The organism is Kitasatospora sp. NPDC056783 (genome assembly GCF_042789895.1).
Classification (GTDB): domain Bacteria; phylum Actinomycetota; class Actinomycetes; order Streptomycetales; family Streptomycetaceae; genus Kitasatospora.
The window spans coordinates 1-20970 of record NZ_JBHUAF010000123.1 but is presented as its reverse complement, the minus strand read 5'-3'; the positions used below and the strand labels follow the sequence as shown (position 1 = coordinate 20970).

Annotated in this window: 18 protein-coding genes and 1 riboswitch; of the genes, 8 read left to right on the top strand and 10 right to left on the bottom strand. The window is 73.9% G+C overall.

All coding sequences use genetic code 11. From position 1 onward, the window contains the following. Positions 1-80: 80 nt before the first annotated feature. Positions 81-272, bottom strand: a complete 192-nt coding sequence (locus ACFRMQ_RS19260) for a DUF5999 family protein (protein WP_380699141.1) — start codon at positions 270-272, stop codon at positions 81-83. 431 nt (positions 273-703) lie between these two features. After that, the gene (locus tag ACFRMQ_RS19255) at positions 704-1276 is read right to left on the bottom strand and encodes a hypothetical protein (RefSeq protein WP_380731681.1); all 573 of its coding nucleotides are present in this window, start codon (positions 1274-1276) and stop codon (positions 704-706) included. Positions 1277-1651: 375 nt separating this feature from the next. On the opposite strand from ACFRMQ_RS19255, the gene ACFRMQ_RS19250 reads away from it, so the two are divergent. Both ACFRMQ_RS19250 and ACFRMQ_RS19245 read left to right on the top strand, forming a co-directional pair. After that, positions 1652-3157 (top strand): glutamate--cysteine ligase, encoded by a 1506-nt coding sequence (locus tag ACFRMQ_RS19250; protein WP_380731680.1) that lies wholly within the window; start codon positions 1652-1654, stop codon positions 3155-3157. Between the two features lie 149 nt (positions 3158-3306). Then, positions 3307-4095 (top strand): CPBP family intramembrane glutamic endopeptidase, encoded by a 789-nt coding sequence (locus tag ACFRMQ_RS19245; protein WP_380731679.1) that lies wholly within the window; start codon positions 3307-3309, stop codon positions 4093-4095. Between the two features lie 91 nt (positions 4096-4186). Here the strand turns inward: ACFRMQ_RS19245 and ACFRMQ_RS19240 are convergent, their stop codons facing one another. The 5 genes from ACFRMQ_RS19240 to ACFRMQ_RS19220 form a co-directional block, all read right to left on the bottom strand. Beyond that, positions 4187-5455 carry an MFS transporter gene (locus ACFRMQ_RS19240; RefSeq protein WP_380731678.1) on the bottom strand — a complete coding sequence of 423 codons (1269 nt, stop codon included), beginning with the start codon at positions 5453-5455 and terminating at the stop codon, positions 4187-4189. Positions 5456-5526: 71 nt separating this feature from the next. Beyond that, positions 5527-6228 carry a dienelactone hydrolase family protein gene (locus ACFRMQ_RS19235; protein WP_380731677.1) on the bottom strand — a complete coding sequence of 234 codons (702 nt, stop codon included), beginning with the start codon at positions 6226-6228 and terminating at the stop codon, positions 5527-5529. Between the two features lie 72 nt (positions 6229-6300). Then, positions 6301-7635, bottom strand: a complete 1335-nt coding sequence (locus ACFRMQ_RS19230) for a sugar porter family MFS transporter (protein WP_380731682.1) — start codon at positions 7633-7635, stop codon at positions 6301-6303. Between the two features lie 195 nt (positions 7636-7830). Beyond that, complete coding sequence (locus ACFRMQ_RS19225) at positions 7831-8610, bottom strand: FMN-binding negative transcriptional regulator (protein ID WP_380731676.1); 780 nt, start codon at positions 8608-8610, stop codon at positions 7831-7833. 14 nt (positions 8611-8624) lie between these two features. After that, positions 8625-9296, bottom strand: a complete 672-nt coding sequence (locus ACFRMQ_RS19220) for a pyridoxamine 5'-phosphate oxidase family protein (protein ID WP_380731675.1) — start codon at positions 9294-9296, stop codon at positions 8625-8627. A 34-nt stretch (positions 9297-9330) separates the two neighbouring features. Here ACFRMQ_RS19220 and ACFRMQ_RS19215 point away from each other — a divergent pair, with 34 nt between their 5' ends. Next, complete coding sequence (locus tag ACFRMQ_RS19215) at positions 9331-10668, top strand: aminotransferase class I/II-fold pyridoxal phosphate-dependent enzyme (protein WP_380731674.1); 1338 nt, start codon at positions 9331-9333, stop codon at positions 10666-10668. A gap of 67 nt (positions 10669-10735) precedes the next feature. On the opposite strand, the gene ACFRMQ_RS19210 is transcribed toward ACFRMQ_RS19215, so the two are convergent. After that, positions 10736-12094, bottom strand: a complete 1359-nt coding sequence (locus ACFRMQ_RS19210; RefSeq protein WP_380731673.1) for an NAD(P)/FAD-dependent oxidoreductase — start codon at positions 12092-12094, stop codon at positions 10736-10738. A gap of 238 nt (positions 12095-12332) precedes the next feature. Between ACFRMQ_RS19210 and ACFRMQ_RS19205 the strand changes: the two genes are divergently transcribed. The 3 genes from ACFRMQ_RS19205 to ACFRMQ_RS19195 all read left to right on the top strand — a co-directional run bounded on the left by ACFRMQ_RS19205 (position 12333) and on the right by ACFRMQ_RS19195 (position 14055). Beyond that, complete coding sequence (locus ACFRMQ_RS19205; protein WP_380731672.1) at positions 12333-13088, top strand: HipA family kinase; 756 nt, start codon at positions 12333-12335, stop codon at positions 13086-13088. Beyond that, positions 13085-13501, top strand: a complete 417-nt coding sequence (locus ACFRMQ_RS19200) for a DUF3037 domain-containing protein (RefSeq protein WP_380731671.1) — start codon at positions 13085-13087, stop codon at positions 13499-13501. Before ACFRMQ_RS19205 ends, ACFRMQ_RS19200 begins: the two co-directional genes overlap by 4 nt. 98 nt (positions 13502-13599) lie before the next feature. Next, positions 13600-14055, top strand: a complete 456-nt coding sequence (locus ACFRMQ_RS19195; protein ID WP_380731670.1) for a MarR family winged helix-turn-helix transcriptional regulator — start codon at positions 13600-13602, stop codon at positions 14053-14055. A gap of 34 nt (positions 14056-14089) precedes the next feature. Here the strand turns inward: ACFRMQ_RS19195 and ACFRMQ_RS19190 are convergent, their stop codons facing one another. After that, the gene (locus ACFRMQ_RS19190) at positions 14090-16213 is read right to left on the bottom strand and encodes a HelD family protein (RefSeq protein ID WP_380731669.1); all 2124 of its coding nucleotides are present in this window, start codon (positions 16211-16213) and stop codon (positions 14090-14092) included. 109 nt (positions 16214-16322) lie between these two features. Here ACFRMQ_RS19190 and purB point away from each other — a divergent pair, with 109 nt between their 5' ends. Beyond that, positions 16323-17762 (top strand): adenylosuccinate lyase, encoded by a 1440-nt coding sequence (gene purB, locus ACFRMQ_RS19185; RefSeq protein ID WP_380731668.1) that lies wholly within the window; start codon positions 16323-16325, stop codon positions 17760-17762. 4 nt (positions 17763-17766) lie between these two features. Here purB and ACFRMQ_RS19180 read toward each other — a convergent pair whose 3' ends face one another. Then, on the bottom strand, positions 17767-19308 hold the full coding sequence (locus tag ACFRMQ_RS19180) for an MFS transporter (protein WP_380731667.1): 1542 nt from the start codon (positions 19306-19308) through the stop codon (positions 17767-17769). A gap of 292 nt (positions 19309-19600) precedes the next feature. Beyond that, positions 19601-19801: riboswitch (cyclic di-AMP (ydaO/yuaA leader) on the top strand. Positions 19802-19803: 2 nt separating this feature from the next. Between ACFRMQ_RS19180 and ACFRMQ_RS19175 the strand changes: the two genes are divergently transcribed. Further along, positions 19804-20727: a peptidoglycan DD-metalloendopeptidase family protein gene (locus tag ACFRMQ_RS19175; RefSeq protein ID WP_380731666.1), complete on the top strand. Its 924-nt coding sequence runs from the start codon at positions 19804-19806 to the stop codon at positions 20725-20727. Positions 20728-20970: the final 243 nt, after the last annotated feature.

Below are 20970 nucleotides of genomic sequence, written 5' to 3'. Positions count from 1 at the left end.
CCGGCGGAGTCTCCGCCGGGGCCCTGCCCCTTGTGCGCCGGAGTCGGCGGCTGCCCCCGCCGTACGGCCGGACCGGGTGGTCAGGCCGCGTGGGCGACGGGGCGGCGCGGGGCGATCACCCGGCCGTCGGGCAGCAGTTCTCCGGTGTCCTCGAACATGACGACGCCGTTGCAGAGCAGGCTCCAGCCCTGCTCCGGGTGGCGGGCCACCGAGGCGGCCGCCTCGCGGTCCTCGGACTCGGCCGACGGGCACTCAGGACGGTGCTGGCACATGCGCGTACCCTCGCTTCGCTCTGCGATCCTCCCCGTGGGGCGGCCGCCGGAGGTCGTGCCGTCCGGAGCCGCCGCGGTGGTCGGATCCTGTCCGCGCGTCGACCAGGTGTGGACCGACGCTCAAGTGGGTAGGACAGGTGGTCCTTCCACGCTGGTTCCCAGTGTCGGCATCCGTGGACCCGCGCGCAGGGATTTCGTGACATGCGCCACAACTCCCGGTCAGAGATCACCCGTTCAGGTGGGGCCGGCGGGGGAGGGCGCACCAGTGGGCCAGGCAGGGCATGGCCCGTTGGGGTCATGGCGGATGGCCCGGCCGGGTGAGGTGTTCCGGTGGTGTTCCCGGGCGCGGGCGCGGAGGCGGGGCGGGGCGTGCGGGCAGGGCTGAGGGCCGCCGGGCGGGTGGGCCCGGCGGCCGGTGGGGTGCCGATGGGTCAGGAGGAGCCGAGCAGCAGCGGCCTGGCGAGCGGCGCGCGGGTGAGCAGTGGCAGCAGTTCGGAGGCCGGCCGGGCGCGGTGAGCGGTGACGCCGAGCGGGGCCGGGGCCAGCGGGATCAGGAGGTCGGTGGCCGTTCCGGGGTCCGGGTCGTGCAGCCACAGCGCCGTGGCGTACTGGCCGGGGAAGGTCAGCAGCCGGGGTCGCCGGGGGGTCCGGGAGCCCTGGGCGAGCTGCCAGGCCTCGCGCAGCGCCCTGACCGTCGAGTCGAGGTAGGGGCCGGCGGTGAAGTGGGAGAAGGTGTGGCCCTCCGCGCTCTGCACCACCTCGGCGGCGGCGGCCACCTCGGTGCCGTCCTTGATCAGGAAGCGCCAGCCGGTGCGACGGGCGGCCGGGAGCCCCGGGCGCGGGCCGTCCAGGACGTACACGGCGAGCGGGTGGGCGGGGAGCAGCGGGCCGTTCGGGTGGCGGAGCGCTGCGGCGGCGGGCTGGCGCAGCGCGGTCTCCGAGTCGAGCGCGCCCAGGACCGCGCGCAGGGCGCTCGGCGGGGGCTGGGGGGTTTGCAGAGTCATGGCGGGATCCGCCTCTCCAAGCGAGATCGGCGTGCGAGTGCGGCATACCGGCGTGGCGCGGCGACGCGTCGACGGTGACGGGGCCTGCCGTGTCCGGTTGTGCATGATCGCGGTGCCGGCGCGGTCGCCGCCGTCGATGAGACTTCGGGGCGATGGCCGACCGTCCGGGCGCTGTGCGAATTCGAACAGGTGCGCAGGGTGACCTGTTTATCACGGGCTGTGGTGGCGAGCAAGTTGCAGTTCCTCTGATTTTCCGTCAGATGCCTTGCAATGCAAGCCAGTACGCGCGATCGGGTATCGATCTTCGAGGTGGGCATATTGGTTGCACGGTCGGTCGACCGGGTGCTCGACGGGGTGGCTCTTGAGGAGGGGACCGTGGGCGAGAAGGTCGTGGCGACTCGGGCGGAACTGGCGGACCGGCAGCTGTACCGGCGCAAGCTCCAGGTGTGCCTGGAAACGCTGGGGCGGATGATCCGGGAGAACCGGTTCGACCGGCCGCGGGCGGTGATGGGCCTGGAGATCGAGCTCAACCTGGCCGACGAGCAGGGTCTGCCGGCCATGACCAACGCGCAGGTGCTGAGCGAGATCGGCTCCAGCGACTTCCAGACCGAGCTCGGCAGGTTCAACATCGAGGTCAACATCACGCCGCACCGGCTCGGCGGGCACGTCTTCGAGGAACTGCGGGAGGAGATCGACACCGGGCTGCGCTACGCCGACCGGCGGGCGGCCGAGGCGGGCAGTCGGATCGTCATGGTGGGCATCCTGCCGACGCTGGAGCACGCCCACACCGGGCTGGACGCGATGAGCCACAACCAGCGGTACAGCCTGCTCAGCGACCAGATCATGGCCGCCCGCGGGGAGGAGATCGCGCTGGACATCGAGGGGGTCGAACACCTCCAGCTGGAGTCGATCACCATGGTGGCCGAGGCCGCCGCGACCTCGCTCCAACTGCACCTCCAGGTGACTCCGGAGCGGTTCTCGTCGGTGTGGAACGCGGCCCAGGCGATCTGCGGGCCGCAACTGGCGCTCGGTGCCAACTCGCCGTTCCTGTTCGGGCGGGAGCTGTGGCGGGAGACCCGTCCGGTGCTCTTCCAGCAGGCTTGCGACACCCGTTCGGCGGAGCTCAAGGCACAGGGCGTGCGCCCGATCACCTGGTTCGGCGAGCGCTGGGTGGACTCGGCGTACGACCTGTTCGAGGAGAACCTGCGGTACTTCCCCGCGCTGCTGCCGATCTGCGACGACGAGGACCCGCTGAAGGTGCTGGCCTCCGGCGGCGCGCCCAGGCTCGCCGAGATGCGGCTGCACAACGGCACCATCTACCGCTGGAACCGGCCGGTGTACGACGTCGCGGGCGGGGTGGCGCACCTGCGGGTGGAGAACCGGGCGCTGCCGGCCGGGCCGACGGTGGCCGACACGCTGGCCAACGCCGCGTTCTACTACGGGCTGGTGCGGGTGCTCGCCGAGCAGCCCCGGCCGATCTGGACCCGACTGCCGTTCGAACGGGCGGACGAGAACTTCCGCCAGGGCGCCCGGTACGGCATCGACGCGGTGTTCCAGTGGCCGCGCCCCGGGCGGGCCGGACGCGGCGGCGGGCTGCAGACGGTGTCCGCCGTCGACCTGGTGCTGAACGAGCTGCTGCCGATGGCCCACCAGGGGCTGGACGAGTGGGGCGTGGAGCCCGCCGACCGGGACCGCTACCTGGGCATCATCGAGCAGCGCTGCCTGCGTCGCACCAACGGCGCGTCCTGGCAGGCCGCGACCTTCCACCGGCTGTGCGAGCAGTACGGAATGGACCGGCCGGCCGCGCTCGCGGCGATGACCAGGCGCTACGCCGAACACATGCGCGGCGGCGAGCCGGTGCACACCTGGCCGGTGGGCTAGGACCGCTCAAGGGCCGCTCAGGAGCGCCGCGGGCCGCTGCGCCGGATGCACCCCGGCCTCCCCGTCGGGGCCGTCCGGCGGCTGTGTCAGGATGATCGCTCCGGTGGTCGGCCGACGGCCGGAGCGACCGCCCGTCCGCTGGAGCCCCCGTGACGACCGTCCCGACCGCGCCGGAGACCGTGAAGCCCACCCGCCGGCTGTTCGGCGTGGAGCTGCTGATCGTCCTCGGCCTCTCCCTCGGGGCCAGCGGGATCAGCGCGCTGATCAGCTTCACCGGCTCGCTCACCGAACCGCTCAAGCTCGGCCAGCAGGTCGCGACGCTGAACGGTTCGCGGGCACCCGGGCGGCCCTGGCTGGACCTGGTGTGGCAGCTGTACTACATCGGGCGCGGGCTGATGCCCGTGGTGCTGGTCGGCTACCTGCTGGTGCGCGAGGGCGTCGCGCTGCGGGTGCTGGGCTTCGACCTGGGGCAGAAGCTGCGCGACCTCGGCCGGGGCGCCGGCGTCGCGGCCGCGATCGGAGGGTCGGGGCTGGCGCTCTACCTGGCCTCACAGGCGGCCGGGTACAACCTGACGGTGGCGCCGTCCGGGCTGCCGGACGTGTGGTGGCGGGTGCCGGTGCTGGTGGCGTCGGCCTGGCAGAACGCCGTCCTGGAGGAGGTCGTCGTCCTCGGCTACCTGCTGCGCCGGGTGGGGCAGCTGGGGTGGTCGTGGCCGGCCGCGGTGGCGGCGAGTTCGGTGCTGCGCGGCTCGTACCACCTGTACCAGGGGGTCGGCGGGCTGATCGGCAACATGGTGATGGGTGTGGTGTTCTGCCTGTTGTACCGGCGCTGGGGGCGGGTGATGCCGCTGGTGGCGGCGCACGCGCTGATCGACACGGTGGCCTTCGTCGGGTACGCGCTGCTGGCCGGGCACGTCAGCTGGCTGCCGACCCCCTGAGCGACGACCCTCTGAGCGACGCCCCCCCCCGCGCGACGACGACCCCCTGAGCGACGGCGTCGGGCGGGCGCACGTGGGGCGCACGGAGCGCTCAGGCGGCGGGCGTGGGCTCGGGGGCGGGCACCGGTGCGCCGGTCGCGCTTCGACGGCGCAGCCGACGGACCTGGGGGTCCACCAGGACCGCCACACTGAGCAGCAGGCAGAGGGCGGCGCACGCCCAGAGCGCGCCGGACAGGCCGAGCGCCACGGCGGCGGGCCCGGCCAGTGCGGTGCCGACCGGGGCCAGCGAGTAGGAGCCGAGTTCGTCGTACGCGGTGATCCGGGAGAACATCTCCTCGGGTATCTCCTGCTGGAGCGCGACCATCCAGTTGACGCCGAAGACGGTGACGCCGACGCCGGACAGGAACATCGCCACGACCAGCAGCGGCAGCGGCACCTCGGCGGCGAGGGCCAGGGCGGGCACCCCGAACAGGAAGACCCCCCAGTTGCCGACCAGCAGGATCCGGCGGGGGCGCCAGCGCGTCATCAGCACGCCGGTCGCCACCAGGCCGACGCCGTACGCGGCCATCGCCAGGCCCCAGGCGCTCGCGCCGCCGAGCCGGTCCTTGGCGACGGTCGGGCCGTACACCGCCTCGACCGCGTTGACGCAGGCGAGCAGGACGGAGAACTGGAGCACGATCACCCAGAGCCAGCGGCGGGAGGCGAACTCCCGCCAGCCCTCGCGCAGATCGCGCAGCATGCCGCCGCCGGAGGGCGCGGGGGACCGCTCCGGCTCCAGGAAGAAGCGGAGCGTGGCGGCGACCAGGAAGCAGAGGGCGTCCAGGGCGAGCACCCAGCCGGGGCCGACGGCCGCCGTGAGCGCGCCGCCGAGGGCGGCACCGCCGATCTGGGAGGCGTTGAGGCCCATCCGGAAGACCGCGAAGGCGCGGGCGGCGTGCTCCTGGGGGACGGCCTGCATGATCATGCCGCCGGAGGCGGGGGAGTAGAGGGCGTAGCCGGCCCCGCCGGCCGCGGAGAGCACCAGCAGCTGCCAGAGCGGGACGTCCCCCGCCAGCACCAGGGCGGCCAGCACGGCCTGGGAGAGCCCGCTGAACACGTTGGCGGCGACCATGATCAGGTGGCGGGGCAGCCGGTCGGCGAGGGTGCCGCCGACCACCATGAGCAGCACGGTGGGGACCAGGCGGGCGGCGGTGACGTAACCGACCTCGGTGGTGGTGCCGCCGGCGCCGAGCACGGCGAAGGCGGTGGCGATGGGGGCACCGGCGTTGCCGAGGCCGCTGATCACGGTGGCGGCGGTCTGGACGCGGAAGTTGCGGCTCGCCCAGGCGAAGCGGCGGGGGTGCGGGGGAGGGGTGGGCACCCGGCGACTATGCCGAACGGCGGCACCGGTGTCCATCCGGATTCCGTACGGAATTCCCAGGTGGGAGGGGCTCAGCCGAGGTGGCCCCAGAGGAAGGTGAGGGTGCGTCGCCAGGCGATCCGGGCCTGGAGCGGGTCGTAGGTGCCGATCAGGTTCTCGTCGTTCATGAAGGCGTGCCCGGCCGGGTAGAAGTGGATCTCCGGGCGGACGTCGGTGGCCTCGCCGATCCGGATCGCCGCCTCGTCCACGGCGGACATCGGGATCGAGCCGTCCAGCTCGCCGAAGTGGCCGAGCACGTGGGCGGTCAGGCCGCGGTAGTCGAAGTCCGGGTCGGGCGGCAGCCCGTAGAACGGGACCACGGCGGCGACCTTGTCCCCCGCGCGGGTGGCGAGCAGCAGGGCGAAGCCGCCGCCCATGCAGAAGCCGACCACGCCGACCGCGTCGCCGACCACGCCGTCCAGGGCGAGCAGGTGGTCGACGGCCCCGGCGAGGTCCGCCACCGCGCGGTCGACCGGGAGCTCGCGTCTGAACCGGGCCGCCTCGGCGCCGTCATGGGTGGTGGCGCCGCCGAACAGGTCGGGGGCGAGGACGGTGAAACCCTCCGCGGCGAAGCGGTCGGCCATGGCGGCGACGTGCGAGGTGAGCCCCCACCACTCCTGCACCACCACCAGGCCCGGCCCGACGCCCTGCGGCGGGCGGGCCAGGTAACCGTGCGCGGTACGGCCGTTGCTCGGGAAGGTGACGTTCTGCCGGGAGCCGCCCTGGTCAGGCATGGCTTCCTCTCGGTGGGTCGGGCCGCGCGGGGGTGGGCCGGGTGCGGCGGGGGTTCGGCGGGGAGGGCCGGGTCAGCCCATCTCCTCCAGGGCACGGCCCTTGGTCTCCTTGATGAAGAAGGCCACGAACGGGATGGAGAGCAGCGCGAAGGCCGCGTAGATGATGTACGTCGCGGAGAGGTTCCAGTCGGCGAGGTCCGGGAAGGTGACGGTGATCGCCCAGTTGGCGATCCACTGCGCCGAGGCGGCGACGGACAGGGCCAGCGCGCGGATCCGGTTGGGGAACATCTCGCCGAGCAGGACCCAGACCACCACGCCCCAGGAGAAGGCGAAGCAGAGCACGAAGACGTGCGCGGCGATCAGGGCGACGGTGGCGTGGGTGTTGTCCAGGGTGGCGGTGTCGCCGGTGCCCTCCCGGTAGGAGAACGCCCAGGCGGCGGTGCCGAGCGCGGCCGCCATGCCGATCGAGCCGGCCAGGGCGAGCGGCTTGCGGCCGATCCGGTCCACCAGGGCCATGGCGATCACGGTGCCGATCACGTTGATGATCGAGGTGGAGAGGCTGATCAGCAGCGAGTCGGACTCCTTGATGCCGACCGACTGCCACAGGAAGGACGAGTAGTAGAAGATCACGTTGATGCCGACGAACTGCTGGAACACCGAGGCGCCGATGCCGACCCAGACGATCGGCAGCAGACCGAAGCGGCCGCCCAGCAGGTCCTTGAGCCGGGGCTTGTGCGCGGACTCCAGCACCGCGCGGATCTCGGCCACCCGGGCGTCCAGGTCGACTCCCTCGCCCTCGACCTCGAGCAGCACCTTGCGGGCCTGCGCCTCGCGGTGGTCGGCGATCAGGAAGCGCGGCGACTCCGGGATGGCGAGCGCCATCAGCCCGTACACCAGGGCCGGGATGGCCTCGACGCCCAGCATCCACTGCCAGGCCTGGATGCCGCCGAGGTGGTTGGTGGACTCCCCGCCGGCGGCCTGGTTGAGGGCGAAGTTGGCGAGCTGGGAGACGGTGATGCCGAGCACGATCGCCATCTGCTGGAAGGAGGCGAGCCGGCCGCGGTAGGCGGTCGGGGCGACCTCGGCGATGTAGGTGGGCGCGATCACGGAGGCGATGCCGATCGCGATGCCTCCGATCACGCGCCAGACGGCGAGGGTCTCGATGTTCGGCGGGAACATCGAGCCGATGCCACTGGCGGCGAACAGGACGGCGGCCAGCAGCATGGTGCGCACCCGGCCCAGGTGGTCGGCGAGCCGCCCGGCGAGCACCGCGCCGACCGCCGAGCCGAGCAGCGCGATGGCCACCACGAAGGCGGTGGTGCCGTGGCCGACGGCGAAGTGCTTCTGGATGCCGGTGACGGCGCCGTTGATCACCGCGCTGTCGTAACCGAACAGGAAGCCGCCCATGGCGGCGGCCGCCGAGATGAACACCACGTGACCGAGGTGGGCCTCGCCGGCCGCCCGTTGGCTGTGGACTGAGGACACGTGCGCTCCCGGGGGTCGACGGGCCCGCTCTGACGCCGAGTGGGCAGGGCTCGTCTCACATTCGATCAGCGCCGCGCCCGGCCTGCGCGGGTTGGCGGCCGACCGGGTGATCCCGGGTCAGCCGGCGGCGCGCGGCCGGTCGGTGCGCGGGGCGGCGGTGCGCGAGAGGTCGGCGTGGGGGCCGGTGGGGTCCGGGCCGGAGGCGTCCGCTCCGGGGACGTCCGCCTCGGGTACGCCGTCCCGGGTGGTGCCCGCCCCGGTGGTGCGCCGTCGGTGCCGGCGGAGCAGCTGGGTACGGGCGGCGCCGTACTGGTCGCGGGCCCGCCCCGGGCCATCGGCGCGCTCGGCGAGCCGGTCGGCGAGCGCGTACTGCGCCTCGGCGGGCTTCTTGTCGTCGTACTTGAACTTGGCCCGAACCTCGTCCACGGTCAGCCGGAGCCCGCGCAGCCCGGGCAGCTGCCGGGCCGGCCCCTCCTCGCCGGGCACCACCCGGACCTCCGGCGTCTCGGGCTGGAAGTGCGCCAGCTGGCGGTTGAGGATCTCCGCCTTTCCGGCCGCGGACTCCACCACCTCGGCGGTGCAGTGGAAGTGGACCGAGGCGTAGTAGCTGGTCGGCGTGCCCGGTGCGCCGCGCCAGTGGCCCGGGGCGAAGGCGTAGCCGTCGGTGACCGCGAGGGTGACGTGGGGGTCGGCCCGGACGGCGGCCAGCAGCGGGTTGGGCGCGGCCAGGTGGAGCAGGATCTCGCCGCGCTCGGCGTCCAGCAGGAAGTGCGTCGGGACGAGGACCGGTCCCTCGTCGGGGGCGCCGTTGGCGGCGAGCAGGCCGAAGTCGCGGCCCTCGGCCAGCCAGGCGCGCCACTCCTGCTCGTCGCCGCGGTCCCAGGATCTGATCAGCATCGGTGTGCCTCCCGTCAGCGGGGGTAGCCGCGCAGGTGCGCGGGGAGCGGGACGGTGGTGCCGGGGTGCGGCTCGGGGGTGCCGTGCACGGTGGTGACCGGGATCAGACCGGACCAGTGCGGCAGGTCGGCGTCCTCCGGGTCGTCCTCGGCGCCGTCGTCGCGGGTCTTGGCCGAGACCTCGTCCAGCTCCAGCCGGAGGACGGCGGTGGCGGCGAGTTCCTTGGCGTCGGCCGGACGGACCTCGGCGGAGCGGCCCGGCACCGCGTGGTCGACCAGGGCGGCGAGCGCGACGTCCAGCTCCTCGGGGTCGGTGACCTGGTGCGCGGTGCCGTGGGCGACCACCGAGCGGAAGTTCACCGAGTGGTTGAACGCGGACTTGGTCAGCACCAGCGCGTCGACCTGGGTGACGGTGACGCACACCGGCATGCCCTGCTCGTCGGAGGCGCCGCGCAGCGGCCTGCTGCCGGTGGAGCCGTGGACGTAGAGCCGGCTGCCGACCCGGGCGAAGATCGTCGGCAGGACGACCGGGGCGCCCTCGACGACGAAGCCGAGGTGGCAGATGTAGGCGCTGTCGAGGATGGCGTGGATCGTCTCCCGCTCCCAGGCGGCCCGGTCCCGGTAGCGGGTGGGGGTGGTCCTGGGGGTGCGGGAGTAGCTGGGCGAGCCTTCCGGAGTCGCTGACATGACACCCTCTACGTACTAGTGCATAATTGTCTTTGTGCTAGGAGAATATCCGCTGAAAGGGCGACGCGCCAGCGAGATCGCGGCCCACATCGAACAGGGCGTGAGCAGCGGAAAGCTCGCCCCCGGAACGGCGCTCCCGCCGCTGCGCGACCTCGCGGTCGAACTGGGCGTCAACCCCAACACCGTCGCCGCCGCCTACCGGCTGCTGCGCGACCGCGGTGTGATCGAGACGGCCGGCCGCAAGGGCAGCCGCGTCCGCCCCAGGCCCGCGCTCACCCCGCGCGACGAGATCCGCGTCCCCGTCCCGCCGCACGCCCGCGACCTGTCCACCGGCAACCCCGACCCGACCCTGCTGCCCGACCTCGCCCAGGCCCTCGCGGCCGCCGCCGAGGCCGCGCGCACCGACCCGGTGCTGTACGGGCACGCGGCCGTCGACCCCCGGCTGCGCTCGCTCGCCCGCGCCTCCTTCGAGGCCGACGGCCTGCCCGGCGGCCCGGTCGTCGTCGCCTCCGGCTCGCTGGACACCATCGAGCGGATCCTCGGCGCCCGGCTGCGCCCCGGCGACACGGTGGCCGTCGAGGACCCGGGCTGGGGCAGCCTGTTCGACCTGCTCCCCGCGCTGGGGCTGAAGCCCGTTCCCGTCCGCCTGGACGACGAGGGCCCGCTGCCCGCCTCGCTGGACGCGGCGCTGGCCGAGGGCGTGCGGGCGGTGGTGGTCACCAGCCGGGCGCAGAACCCGACCGGGGCGGCGCTCACCGCGAGCCGGGCCGAGGCGCTGCGCGCCGTGCTGGCCGGGCACCCCGGGGTGCTGCTGATCGAGGACGACCACGGGCACGGCATGGTCGACCAGCCGTACCACCCGCTGGTCGGCGCGAGCACCCGGCACTGGGCGGTGGTGCGCTCCGCGGCCAAGGCGTACGGGCCGGACCTGCGGATCTCGGTGGCGGTCGGTGACGAGGAGACGATCGGGCGGGTGGCCGGCCGGCTGCGGCTGGGCGCCGGCTGGGTCAGCCACCTGTTGCAGCGCGCCCTCGCGGAGCTGTGGCACGCCGACGCCGCGCCGGCCGACCGGGTGGCCGCCGTGTACCGGGCCCGGCGGGACGCGCTGCTGGGCGAACTGGCGGCGCGGGGGATCGGGGCGCACGGCGAGAGCGGGCTGAACGTCTGGGTGCCGGTGCCCGACGAGACCTCGGTACTGGCGGCGCTGGTGCAGCGCGGCTGGGTCGCCGCGCCCGGCGCGCGCTACCGCATCCAGTCGCCGCCCGGGGTGCGGTTCACCACGGCGGGACTGGAGCCTTCCCTGGCGCGGGAGTTGGCGGAGGACCTGGCGGCGGTGCTGGGTGCGGGTGCGGGCGGGTCCCGGCTGGTGTGAGTCCCGGGGCCGATCCGGTGACCGCGTGCGTCGGCGCCCCCGCGGGGGCGCCGAGGTGGGTGGCCGGTCAGCCCTTGGCGAGCAGCGACTGGGCGTGGGCGCGAACCTGATCCTTCGTCAGATAGGCGTCGGTGTACTCGAAGTCGCGCAGCCGGGCGGGCTGGCGGGCGAGGAATCCGGTGCGGACGAAGTCGTCGCCGGCCGTCGCGTTGAGCATCCAGTTGGCGCCCACCCGGAACTTGGCCACGTTGGTGCGCATCGCCATCAGGTGGTAGCCGCGCGCCACCAGCTGGGCGGGCACCCCGCGCAGCTCCACGCCCAGCGGCTTGGAGACCGCGTCCTTGCCGCCGAGGTCGACCACCAGGCCCAAGTCCTTGTGGTAGTAAGGCTCCAGCGGCTGGTGGCGGAGCGAGGCGATCACGTTGTCGGCGACCGCGCGGCCCTGACGGGCGGAGTGCTGGGCGGTCGGCGGGCAGACCGCGCCGTCGCCCTTGGCGAGGTCGGGGACGGCGGCGGCGTCGCCGAGCGCGAACACGTCCTCGAACTGCGGCACCCGCATCTCCGCCGTCACGGCGAGCCGGCCGCGGACCGTCTCGGCGTCCAGAGTGCCGATCAGCGGACTCGCGGCCACCCCGGCGGTCCAGATCAGGGTGCGGCAGGGGAGCACCCGCCCATCGGTGAACTTGACCGTCTCGGCGCCGACTTCGGCCACCGAGACGCCCAGCGACACCTCGATGCCGCGCTCGCGCAGCACCTCCAGGGCGGCCTCGCCGAGCGGGTCGCCCAGCTCCGGCATCAGCTTCGGGGCGATGTCGATCAGGTGCCACTTGATCTGCCGGACGTCCAGGCGCGGGTAGCGGTGGGTGGCGGCGGTGGTCAGACGCTGGAGGCAGGCGGCGGTCTCGGTGCCCGCGTAGCCGCCGCCGACCACCACGAACTGGAGCCGGGACTCGCGCTCCTTCTGGTCCAGGGTGGCGGAGGCGAGGTCGAGTTGGGCGATCACGTGGTCGCGGACGTAGGCCGCCTCGGCGAGCGTCTTCATGCCGCGGGCGTAGTCGGTGAGGCCGGGGATGTCGAAGGTGCGGGTGACGCTGCCGGGGGCGAGCACCAGGTGGTCGTACTTCTGCGCGACCACCTCGTCGGTGATCTTGCGGATGACGCACACCTTGGAGGCCGGGTCCACGCCGATCGCGCCGCCGGGGACGATGTGGGTGCGGCGCAGCGAGCGGCGCAGCGAGACGGCGACGGACTGCGGGGTGAGGACGCCTGCGGCGACGTGGGGGAGGAGGGGGAGGTAGAGCTGGTAGCTGGACGGCGTGACCAGCGAGATCTCGGCCTCCGACGGTGACAGCTTGCGTTCGAGGCGACGGGCGCACTCCAGGCCGGCGAAGCCACCGCCCACGATCAGGATCCGAGGTCGTTCCATCGCTCATCCCTTTGCCGTGAAGGTCCCCACTACTGCCCGCCACACTCGCACGGAGCAGCGGGGGCTGCCACCGGGGAGCGGCGGACGAGGGAGGCGTGGGGCGGGGGCGTGGAGTGGTGGGGGGCGGGTGTTGGTGGGGGGTGGAGCGGTGCGGGGGCTGCCACTGGGGAGCGGCGGACGAGGGAGGCGCGGGGAGGAAGGGAGAAGCGGAGGCCGGGACACCGATAAGCTGTCGGCCGTGCTACCCGAGGTGACGGCGATCCGGTACGTGACGCCACTGCGAGAAGGCGGCTCGATGCCGGGCCTGGTCGAGGCCGATGATCGGCGGCTGTACGCCCTGAAATGGGTCGGTGCGGCGCAGGGCCGCAAGGCGCTGGTCGCGGAGGTGCTGGCCGGGGAACTCGGCCGGCGGCTCGGGCTGCCGGTGCCGGAGCTGGTGACGATCGACCTGGACCCGGTGCTCGCGCGCAGTGAGCCGGACCACCAGATCCAGGACCAGATGCGGGCCAGCGGCGGGACCAACCTCGGGATGGCCTTCGTCAGCGGCGCGCTCAACTTCGACCCGCTCTGCTTCGAGGTGGACCCGGAACTCGCCGGGCAGGTGCTCTGGTTCGACGCGCTGATCGGCAACGTCGACCGCTCCTGGCGCAATCCCAACCTGCTGGTGGCGACCGGGGGGCTGCGGCTGATCGACCACGGCGCGAGTCTGATCTTCCACCACAGCTGGAAGGGTGCCGCCGGCTGGATCCGTCGCCCGTACGACGCCTCCGACCACGCGCTGCTGCGGGCCCAGCCGGACCTGACGGCGGCCGACAAGGCGCTCGCGCCGCTCGCCGAGGCGGCGATCGAGGGCGCGGTGGCGCAGATCCCCGAGGTCTGGCTGACGGACGAGTTCGGCTTCGACTCGCCCGACGAGGTGCGCGCCGCGTACCGCGCCCAGCTGACCGAGCGACTGGCCGGTCCGCGTGACTGGCTGCCGGAGGTGCCCGCATGACCGAGTCCTCGCTGTCCGTGCTCTCGGCCACCGTCGAGCTGCACGACTACGAGTACGCCGTGATCCGCGCGGTGCCGAGGGTGGAGCGCGGCGAGTGCGTCAACGTCGGGGTGCTGCTGTACTGCCGGCAGAGCTCGCACCTGGCCGCCCGTACCCATCTGGACCAGGCCAGGCTGCTGGCGCTGGACCCGGTGGCGGACGTGCAGGGCGTGCGGCGGGCGCTGCACGGGATCGAGGCGGTCTGCCTGGGCGGCCCGCAGGCCGGTCCGGCGGCGGGGGACAGCGCCGGGCAGCGGTTCCGCTGGCTGACCGCGCCGCGCAGCGCGATCGTCCAGCCGGGGCCGGTGCACACCGGGCTGACCGCGGACCCGGACGCGGAGCTGCGGCGACTGTTCGACCAGCTCGTCCTCTAGGCCGTGTCTCATCATTCCCGTCGGGCGCGAGGCGGCACACGGACGGTTGCCAGGGTCAAAGCTTGAGTTGGTGAAGCACCTGGCCGTACGCTGACCCCATGGGTTCGACAGCGACGACGACCGTACCGACCAACGCCGAGTTGATGGAGGCGTTGGCCGCCGTCGGTGCCGCGTACTTCCACGACTTCGCGGCGGCCGCCGCCCGGCACGGGCTCTCCTCCTCCCAGGCCAAGGCGCTGGGCGCGGTGCAGGAGTCGGTGCCGATGCGGGCGCTGGCCGGGCGGCTGGGCTGCGACGCGTCGAACGTCACCGGGATCGTGGACCGGCTGGAGTCCCTGGGCCTGGCCAACCGGGAGGCGGCGGCCGGTGACCGCCGGGTGAAGATCGTGGTGATCACGGACGAGGGCCGGGAGATCCTCAACCGCATCCGCGGCGAGATGGCCCGGACCCACCAGGCCTTCGAGGCGATGACCGACGAGCAGCGGATCGCGCTGCACTCGATCTGTGCCCAGGTCCTGCCGGTGCTGGCCGGCCGTACGGGCGGCGCGCAGTAGGATCCGCGCCGCCCGGCCGCCGGTGGCTCCCCGGTCAGAGCAGTTCGGCGAGTTCCGGCGGCAGCGGCCGGTGGTGGAGCAGGGTGAGCGAGCGGGTGGCCCGGGTGAGGGCGACGTAGCGGTCGCGAGGGCCGAGCTCGGCGGGCTCGACGACCACGACCGCGTCGAACTCCAGCCCCTTGGCGTCCGCCACGGTGAGCGCGTCCAGCCCGGCGGCCAGGGCGTCCGGTGCGATCACCCCCAGGGTGCCCGGGCCGGCGGGCAGCCGGGCCAGCGCGGTGGCGAAGTCCCCGTCCGGGACGGGGAGCGCGCGCGGCCGCTCGGTGCCCGGGCGGATGGACTCGGGCGGCCGGTGGCCGGGCAGGGCGGTGCGCAGGACGGCGGTGGCGAGGGCCATGATCGGTTCCGGCGTGCGGTAGTTGACCGTCAACCGCTCCTCGCGCCAGCGGCCGGGCAGGTGAGGGTCGAGCGTCTCGGCCCAGCTGCGGGCGCCGGCGGGTGATCCGGTCTGGGCGAGGTCGCCGACGATGGTGAGCGAGTTGGTCGGCACGCGCCGCAGGACGGCGCGCCAGGCCATCGCGGACAGCTCCTGGGCCTCGTCCACGACGACGTGGCCGTACGCCCAGGTGCGGTCGGCGGCGGCGCGTTCGGCGGTGGAACGGTACGGGCCGTCGTCGTGGAAGCGCTCGGCCAGGGCGGCGGAGTCCAGCAGTGGGTCGCCGGCCTGGCCGGTGATGGTCAACACGCCGCGGGCGTAGGCGAGTTCGTCCGCATCCCGATCGGGAGCGGCGGGCTCCCGTTCGGTGCCGAGGAGTTCGGCGGCCTCGTCGAGCAGCGGGACGTCCTCGACCGTCCACGGGGAGCCGGGCGGGCGGCGCAGGGCGGCGGCGTGCTCGGGGGCCGCCTCGGCGAGCAACCCGCGGTCGGTGAGCAGCCGTTCGAGCAGCTGCCGGGGATCGAGCCGGGGCCAGAGCGGGTCGAGTGCGGCGCGCACCTCCGGCCGCTCCCACAGCTCGCGCGGGGCGTAGTGGGCCTCCTCCTCGTCGTACGGGCGGCCGAGGGCGAGCGCCTGGGCGATGGCGAGGGCGTCGAGCAGGGTGCCCAGGTAGAAGCTCCGGGCCCGGTTGTGCGGCAGCCGCAGGCCGCGGGCGGCGTCCCGGGCCTCGGCGCACGCCCGGGCGGAGAGTCGCAGTCCCTCGCCGAGGTCCAGGCCGTCGGCGGGGGCCGTCTGGTGGGCGGCCACGGCGCGGCGCAGTACCCGGGCCATCCAGGGGCCGCCCTTGGCGAACGCGGTGTCGGGGGCGTCGCCGACGGTGGCGGTGACGCCGGGGACGAGCTCGCCGACGGTGCGCAGCACCACCTCGGTCTCGCCGAGGGCGGGCAGCACCTCGTCGATGTACCGCAGGAAGCCGGCGTTGGGGCCGATCACCAGCACGCCCCGGCGCTCCAGCGCGGCGCGGTGGGTGAACAGCAGGTAGGCGGCGCGGTGCAGGGCGGCGAGCGTCTTGCCGGTGCCGGGGCCACCCTGGACGACCAGGGCGCCGCGCAGCGGGGAGCGGATCACCCGGTCCTGTTCGGCCTGGATGGTGGCGACGGCGGTGGCCATCCGGCCGGTGCGCTCGCGGTCGAGGGCGGCGAGCAGCGCGGCCTCGCCGACCAGGCCGCGCCGGCCGGGCTCGTCCAGCCCGGCGAGGTCGAGCGCCTCGTCGTCCAGGCCGGTGAGGGTGCGGCCCCGGGTGTGCAGGTGGCGGCGGCGCACGACCGGGCCGGGGCGGGCGGGGGTGGCGGTGTAGAAGGGGCGGGCGGCCGGGGCGCGCCAGTCGAGCAGCAGCGGCTCGTACGCCTCGTCGGTCAGGCCGGTGCGGCCGATGTAGTGGACGGTGCCGTCGCGCTCGTCGAGCCGGCCGAAGCACAGGCCGCGCTCGACCGCGTCCAGCCGGGCGGCGTGGCGGGCGGCCTCGCGGGCTCGGACCTCGCGTTCCAGCCGGGCCTGGTGGGTGCCGCCGGGGGTGGCTGCGTCGTGGGCGCCGTCGGCGGTGCGGCGGGCCCGTTCGCGTACGGTGTCCAGCCGGGCGTAGAGCCGGTCGAGGTGGGCCTGCTCGGTGCGCAGGGCCTCGGTGAGGGTGGAGTCCCAGGTGGCCGCTGGAGGTTCCATCATGGATGTGGTATCCTTGCGGTGAGGAGGCTTTGAGGTGTCGCCTGAACGGCGCTCAATTGACCCAGCCTACCCCATCCGCCGACGTCCGGCGTGACCTCGGCTGTTACCCTTGCGAAGCGTGAGCGCGAAGCCCCAGATCCCCAATGTCCTGGCCTCCCGGTACGCCTCGGCGACCCTGGCCCAGCTGTGGTCCCCCGAGCACAAGGTGGTCCTCGAGCGCCACCTGTGGCTCGCCGTCCTGAAGGCTCAGCAGGACCTCGGCATCGAGGTGCCCGCGAGCGCCGTCGCCGACTACGAGCGGGTGATCGACCAGGTCGACCTCGGCTCGATCGCCGCCCGTGAGCGGATCACCCGCCACGACGTGAAGGCCCGGATCGAGGAGTTCAGCGACCTCGCCGGCCACGAGCAGATCCACAAGGGCATGACCTCCCGGGATCTGACCGAGAACGTCGAGCAGCTGCAGATCCGCCAGTCCCTGGAGCACGTGCGGGACCGCACGGTGGCGGTGCTGGTGCGCCTGGCCAAGCTCGCCGCCCAGCACTCCGAGCTGGTCATGGCCGGCCGCTCGCACAACGTGGCCGCGCAGGCCACCACCCTGGGCAAGCGGTTCGCGTCGATCGCGGACGAGCTGCTGGTCGCCTTCCGCCGCCTGGAGGAGCTGATCGCCCGCTACCCGCTGCGCGGGATCAAGGGCCCGGTCGGCACCGCCCAGGACATGCTGGACCTGCTCGGCGGCGACACCGAGAAGCTGGCCGAGCTGGAGCGCCGGGTCGCCGCGCACCTCGGCTTCGACAACGTGCTGACCAGCGTCGGCCAGGTCTACCCGCGCTCGCTGGACTTCGAGGTGCTCACCGCCCTCGTCCAGCTGGCCGCCGCGCCGTCCAGCCTGGCCAAGACCATCCGCCTGATGGCCGGCCACGAGCTGGTCACGGAGGGCTTCAAGGAGGGCCAGGTCGGCTCCTCCGCGATGCCGCACAAGATGAACACCCGCTCCTGCGAGCGCGTCAACGGCCTGGCCGTCATCCTGCGCGGTTACGCCTCGATGACCGGCGAGCTGGCCGGCGACCAGTGGAACGAGGGCGACGTCTCCTGCTCGGTGGTGCGACGGGTCGCGCTGCCGGACGCCTTCTTCGCCTTCGACGGCCTGCTGGAGACCTTCCTGACCGTCCTCGACGAGTTCGGCGCCTTCCCCGCCGTGGTCGAGGCCGAGCTGGACCGCTACCTGCCGTTCCTCGCCACCACCAAGGTGCTGATGGGCGCGGTGCGCGCGGGTGTGGGCCGGGAGACCGGGCACGAGGTCATCAAGGAGCACGCCGTCGCCTCCGCGCTGGCGATGCGCGCCGGCGCCCGCGAGAACGAGCTGCTGGACCGCCTGGCCGCCGACGAGCGGATCCCGCTGGACCGGGCCGCGCTGGACGCGCTGCTGGCCGACAAGCTGTCCTTCACCGGCGCGGCCGGCGCCCAGGTCGCCGAGGTGGTCCGCCAGGTGGAGGCCGTCGCGGACGCCTACCCGGCCGCCGCCAAGTACGCGCCCGCCGACATCCTCTGACGCGTCAGTCCTCGGCCGAGGGCCCCGCTGCCGGACCGGTGGCGGGGCCCTCGCGCGTCATCGGGACGCGGCCCGGGTCGAGCGGCGGCGCGGTGGGGCCGCACGGCCAGTCGCAGCTCGGCTCGGCCACCGGCTGGTCCTCGGGCGCGAGCACATTGCCCCGTACGGTCACGAGGGCGATCAGACCGCCGCCGACCAGCAGGCCCGCGCAGATCAGCATCGAGGTGCGGAAGGCGGAGTCGACCGCGGAGGGCACCCGGTAGGCGTCGCCGCTCAGCCCGGCCAGCGCCGGCAGGGCGGCGACCGCGAGCAGTCCGGCCGCGCGGGCGGCGGCGTTGTTGACCCCGCTGGCGATGCCCGCGTGCCGCACCTCGACGGCGGCCAGGACGGTCGCCGTCAGCGGCGCGACCAGCAGCGTCATCCCGGAGCCCATCACCGTGACGGCGGGCAGCACGTCCGCCCAGTAGGAGGAGTCCGGTCCGGTGCGCAGCATCAGCAGCACCCCGGCGGCGCACAGCAGCGGGCCGACGGTCAGCGGGACGCGCGGGCCGATCCGCTTGCCGAGGCGCCCGGCGCGCGCCGAGAGCGCCAGCATCAGCACGGTGATCGGCACCAGTGCCAAGCCCGAGACCAGCGGCGAGAACCCGGACACGATCTGGAGCTGCACCACCAGCAGGAAGAAGACGCCGCTGAACGCCGCGTACACGCACAGGGTGACCAGGTTCACCGCGGTGAACAGCCGGGAGGAGAACAGGCCGAGCGGCAGCATCGGCTCGGGGGCGCGGCGTTCCACCACCACGAAGGCGGCGCCGAGCAGCAGCCCGAGCGCCCCGCTGACCCAGACCGCGGGGGACAGGCCCTCCCCGGCCGCGGTCAGCGCGTAGGTGACGGCGCCGAGGGCGAGAGCGGCGAGCAGGGCGCCGAGCACGTCGAAGCGGCCGGAGGCGCTCTCGTCCCGGCTCTCCGGTACCGACCGGGTCGTCACCGCGATCACGGCGGCGGCCAGCGGCAGGTTCAGCAGGAAGATCCAGCGCCAGCCGGGGCCGTCCACCAGCCAGCCGCCGAGGAAGGGGCCGATCGCGGCCGACACCCCGCCGAGGCCGGACCAGAGGCCGACCGCCGCCGAGCGGTCGTCGGGGTGGAAGACGGCCTGGAGCATGGCGAGCGAGCCGGGGGTGAGCAGCGCCCCGCCGATGCCCTGGACGGCGCGGGCGGCGATCAGCACCTGGACGTTCGGTGCGGCGGCGCAGGCCGCGGACGCCACGGCGAACCAGACCACGCCGATCAGGAAGACCTTGCGTCGCCCGTAGCGGTCGCCGAGCGCGCCGCCGAGCAGGATCAGGCCCGCCAGGGTGAGCAGATAGGCGTTCAGCGTCCACTGCAGGGACGCCAGGGTGGCGCCGAGGTCGGCGCCGATCCGGGGCAGCGCGACGTTCACGACGGTGCCGTCGAGCATCGCCATGCTGGAGCCGAGCACTGTTGCCAGTAGTACCCAGCGACCCTGCGCGGTGCCCAGGCGCAGGGTGCCGGCTTCGGAGGTGGCCACGGGCGAATCCTGCGTTGCCCGGGGCGCACGTGACAAGGGTCACCGGTGGGCGTGTTGGCCGGCGGCGGTGCGTGAGCGGGCGGGTGCGGGACGTCCGCGATCTCGGCGCAGGGTCGTGGATCAGTGGCGGGGAGTGAATGGATTGTGTACGTACCGTGGGGTGGGGCCTGCGGAGGGTCACCGGGGGTGGGGGAGTCGTTGCCGTTTCAAGAGATCGACATTGCTTCACCCGAACGGATGGGTTTTAGTTCAGCGACCGCCCGGCCAGTCCGGACGGATCCGCCGGGTGGAACGCCGAGTCCTGCCGCTGCCCGGTGGTTCGAAACGAACTCTGTACGGCAGGAGCGGGGGACCCACAGGTAAGTCGCCGGACCGGAGTTCGCGCCTCAAGGCGCGGGCGTCCAGGACCGGCTCGGGGTGAAGCCGCGCACGCGGCCGGGCAACTCCAGCCCGAACCCGACAGCTCACCTCGCAGGCGTCGGAGAGGAAAATTCCATGCCTGCACAGGCCCGTCGTATCGCCCTGCCCCGCGCCGCCCGCATCGGCATCGCGACCGCCGTCACCGGTGCGTCGTTCGCCCTTCCGCTGGTGACCGCGATCAACGCCCAGGCTCACACCGCTCCGGCCGCCCCGGCCGCCGCTTCCGCTGCCGCCGCTCCGGCCGCGCAGGAGAGCCACCGCGTCGTCAGCGGCGACACCCTGTCCAAGATCGCCGACGTCGAGAACGTCGAGGGCGGCTGGCACGCGCTGTACGAGCGGAACCGCTCGGTCGTCGGCGCCGACCCGAACCTGATCTTCCCGGGCCAGCGGCTCGCGCTGCCGGGCCACGCCGCCGCGCCGGCCGTCGACGCGGCCCCGGCGAAGCCGGCCGCTCCGGCCAAGCCCGCCGAGCCGCAGGCCCAGGTCCAGGTTCGGACCGAGGCCGCCGAGCCGGCCGAGCAGCTCCGGACCCAGCTCCAGGTCGCCACCCCGACCCAGGTCGTGACCGCCACTCCGGTCGCCGCTGCCACCTCCGGCTTCGTCGCCCCGCTGGCCGGCCCGAGGCTGGGCACCGCCTACGGCGTGGCCGGCTCGATGTGGGCCTCCGGCCACCACACCGGCCAGGACTTCGTCGCCTCCACCGGCACCCCGCTGCGCGCGATCGCCAACGGCGTCGTGGTCAAGGCCGGCAACGGTGGCGCCTACGGCAACGAGGTCGAGATCAAGCTCGCCGACGGCCGCTACGCCGAGTACGCTCACCTCTCCTCGATCGGTGTGAGGATCGGTCAGGTCGTCAAGGTCGGCCAGCAGATCGGCCTCTCCGGCGCCACCGGCAACGTGACCGGCCCGCACCTGCACTTCGAGATCCGCAATGGCTCGGAGTACGGCTCGGACATCAACCCGGTCGCCTACCTGCGCGCGCGCGGCGTCGCGCTCTGAGCCCTCGCGCTCTGAGCCCTCGCGCTCTGATCCGAGGGCTCTGATCCGAGGGCTTGGTCTCTGGGGCTCCGGCCCCAGAGAACCGCCCTCCGGCCCCGCGGGATCTCAAGAACCACCGCCGTCGCGGAGCGAATCGGTCCTCCGGGATGGTCATGTCGGGTGACCGCTCGACCGGGTGATCGCCGCACGGCGGACATGGGCGAGGGACACGCCCAGGCCGGCCCGGCCGCACGGGGAACTCCC

Excerpts from the sequence above, each read along its gene's own strand:
- ACFRMQ_RS19260 (WP_380699141.1), bottom strand. The coding sequence starts at position 272 with ATGTGCCAGCACCGTCCTGAGTGCCCGTCGGCCGAGTCCGAGGACCGC.
- ACFRMQ_RS19255 (WP_380731681.1), bottom strand. The coding sequence starts at position 1,276 with ATGACTCTGCAAACCCCCCAGCCCCCGCCGAGCGCCCTGCGCGCGGTC.
- ACFRMQ_RS19235 (WP_380731677.1), bottom strand. The coding sequence starts at position 6,228 with ATGCCTGACCAGGGCGGCTCCCGGCAGAACGTCACCTTCCCGAGCAAC.
- ACFRMQ_RS19230 (WP_380731682.1), bottom strand. The coding sequence starts at position 7,635 with ATGGGCGGCTTCCTGTTCGGTTACGACAGCGCGGTGATCAACGGCGCC.
- ACFRMQ_RS19225 (WP_380731676.1), bottom strand. The coding sequence starts at position 8,610 with ATGCTGATCAGATCCTGGGACCGCGGCGACGAGCAGGAGTGGCGCGCC.
- ACFRMQ_RS19220 (WP_380731675.1), bottom strand. The coding sequence starts at position 9,296 with ATGTCAGCGACTCCGGAAGGCTCGCCCAGCTACTCCCGCACCCCCAGG.
- ACFRMQ_RS19210 (WP_380731673.1), bottom strand. The coding sequence starts at position 12,094 with ATGGAACGACCTCGGATCCTGATCGTGGGCGGTGGCTTCGCCGGCCTG.
- ACFRMQ_RS19200 (WP_380731671.1), top strand. The coding sequence starts at position 13,085 with ATGACCGAGTCCTCGCTGTCCGTGCTCTCGGCCACCGTCGAGCTGCAC.
- ACFRMQ_RS19195 (WP_380731670.1), top strand. The coding sequence starts at position 13,600 with ATGGGTTCGACAGCGACGACGACCGTACCGACCAACGCCGAGTTGATG.
- ACFRMQ_RS19190 (WP_380731669.1), bottom strand. The coding sequence starts at position 16,213 with ATGATGGAACCTCCAGCGGCCACCTGGGACTCCACCCTCACCGAGGCC.
- ACFRMQ_RS19175 (WP_380731666.1), top strand. The coding sequence starts at position 19,804 with ATGCCTGCACAGGCCCGTCGTATCGCCCTGCCCCGCGCCGCCCGCATC.